2 protein-coding genes are annotated in these 2,328 nt (G+C 71.0%); both read left to right on the top strand.

What is annotated here, in order from left to right; all coding sequences use genetic code 11:
• The first annotated feature begins 124 nt into the window (after window positions 1-124).
• Window positions 125-1,402: an arginine deiminase gene (locus PROKR_RS16475; RefSeq protein ID WP_036964774.1), complete on the top strand. Its 1,278-nt coding sequence runs from the start codon at window positions 125-127 to the stop codon at window positions 1,400-1,402.
• A gap of 76 nt (window positions 1,403-1,478) precedes the next feature.
• A complete protein-coding gene (locus tag PROKR_RS16470) occupies window positions 1,479-2,318 on the top strand; it encodes an ion transporter (protein ID WP_036964773.1) in 840 nt (279 codons plus the stop codon).
• The last annotated feature ends 10 nt before the right edge of the window (window positions 2,319-2,328 follow it).

The raw sequence follows: 2,328 nt of genomic DNA, 5'->3' as shown, positions 1-2,328 counted from the left end.
GACGCGCCCCGGGTGCGGGCCACGGCGCGCGTCGTCGTCGGCGGGGCGCTGGCGCTCGGCGCCACCTTCGCGCTGGGCTCCCTGCTCGGCACGACGGCGGCCGGGTGAGTACCGTTAGCGCCCGATGAACACCATCGACATCACACCGCCCCCGGCCGGCACACCCTCGTCGGCGTACGGCGTCCACTCCGAGGTGGGCCGCCTGCGCAAGGTGCTGGTCTGCGCGCCGGGCCTGGCCCACCAGCGCCTCACCCCGTCCAACTCCGCCGACCTGCTGTTCGACGACGTGCTGTGGGTCGAGCGCGCCCAGCAGGACCACGCCGACTTCGTGACCGAGCTGCGCGAACGCGACGTCGACGTCGTCGAGCTGCACGCCCTGCTCGCCCAGACGCTGCGCGTTCCCGGCGCCCGCGGCTGGCTGCTCGACCGCAAGATCGTGCCCGAGATCGTGGGCAACGGCCTGGTCGAGGCGACGCGCGAGTACCTGGAGTCGCTGCCGGAGCACGAGCTGGCCCGGTACCTGATCGGCGGCCTGGCCGTGGCCGACGTGCCCGAGCTGCCGCCGGGCTTCCGCGCGCTGGCCGACCTGAGCCCGGACGCGCGCGAGTACCTCATGCCGCCGCTGCCGAACACGCTGTTCACGCGTGACACGACGTGCTGGATCTACGGCGGCCTCACGCTGAACCCGCTGTACTGGCAGGCCCGCCGGGACGAGACGCTGCTGATGAAGGCGATCTACACGTTCCACCCCGACTTCGTGGGGAGCCGCGTGTGGTGGGGCGACCCGGAGACCACCCACGGCGAGGCCACCTTCGAGGGCGGCGACATCATGCCGATCGGCAACGGGACCGTGCTGATGGGCATGAGCGAGCGCACCTCGCGCCAGGCCATCACGCAGGTCGCCGCCTCGCTGTTCGAGGCGGGCGCGGCCGAGCAGATCGTCGTGGCGGGCATGCCCCGGCTGCGCGCGGCCATGCACCTGGACACGATCATGACGTTCGTCGACGTCGACACCGTCACCGTGTACCCGCGCATCGTGGACCGCGTGCACCCGTTCGTGCTGCGCCCGGACTCCGGCCCGATCGGCGTGTCGGTGACGGACGCCGGCGCCTCGTCGTTCCTCGACGTCGTCGGCGAGGTCTCGGGGCTGGGCCGGCTGCGGGTCATCGAGACCGGCGGCGACGTCTACGAGTCCGAGCGCCAGCAGTGGGACAGCGGCAACAACTCCGTGGCCGTCGAGCCCGGCGTGGTGTTCACCTACGACCGCAACACGACCACGAACGATCTGCTGCGCAAGGCCGGCATCGAGGTGATCGAGATCGCGGGCGGCGAGCTCGGCCGCGGACGGGGCGGCGGGCACTGCATGACCTGCCCGATCATCCGTGAACCCGTGAGCTGGTAGGCGCCGGACCGCGCCACACCCACCACCGACCGACAGTTACTCTGCATTCCGGACAAACCCCTTGAAAGGAGTCCGGATGTCGGTCGGTGGTGCGCCAGTTCGCGAGCGCCTGCGCAGGCTGGTCGAGCACCAGTGGTTCCAGCGGACGGTGCTCGGCGTCATCATCGCCAACGCCGCGATCCTCGGCCTGGAGACGTCGATCCTCGACGGCCCGGCGGACGAGGTGCTCCAGGTGATCGACGACGCGATGCTGTGCTTCTTCGTCGCCGAGATCACCCTGCGTCTGGTGGCCCACGGCCCGCGCTTCTTCCGTGACCCCTGGAGCGTCTTCGACCTGCTCGTGGTCGGCATCGCCCTGATCCCGGCGACCGGCCCGCTGTCGCTGCTGCGCGCCCTGCGGATCCTGCGCGTGCTGCGCCTGGCCGACTCCGTGCCCTCCATGAAGCGCGTGGTCAACGGCCTCGTCGCGGCCGTGCCGGGCATGGGCTCGGTGGGCGCGCTGCTGGTCCTGGTCATGTACGTGTCCGTGGTGATCGCGACCAACCTCTACGGCGCGATCGCCCCCGAGCACTTCGGCGACCTGGGCACCACGGCGTTCACGCTGTTCCAGGTCATGACCGGCGAGGCCTGGCCGGACATCGCTGACGACGTCATGGTGCACGAGCCCATGGCGTGGATCTTCTTCGTCGTGTTCATCCTGGTGGTCTCGTTCGCGGTGCTGAACCTGTTCATCGCCGTGGTCGTCAGCGGCATGGAGAGCATCGACGACCTCGCCGAGCACGAGGAGAAGAACGACGCCGAGGTGATGACCGAGCTGCGCGCGATCCGGGCCCAGCTCGCCGCCGTGCAGGCCGAGCTCGCCGCGTCCCGCGCCGCGAGCCCGGAGCCGGAACCCGAGACGGTGCCCGCGCCCTGAGCGGGCAGGG

The organism is Promicromonospora kroppenstedtii DSM 19349, from assembly GCF_000515355.1.
Classification (GTDB): domain Bacteria; phylum Actinomycetota; class Actinomycetes; order Actinomycetales; family Cellulomonadaceae; genus Promicromonospora; species Promicromonospora kroppenstedtii.
The sequence above is the reverse complement of the archived record's forward strand: the minus strand, read 5'-3'. Positions and strand labels throughout refer to the sequence as shown.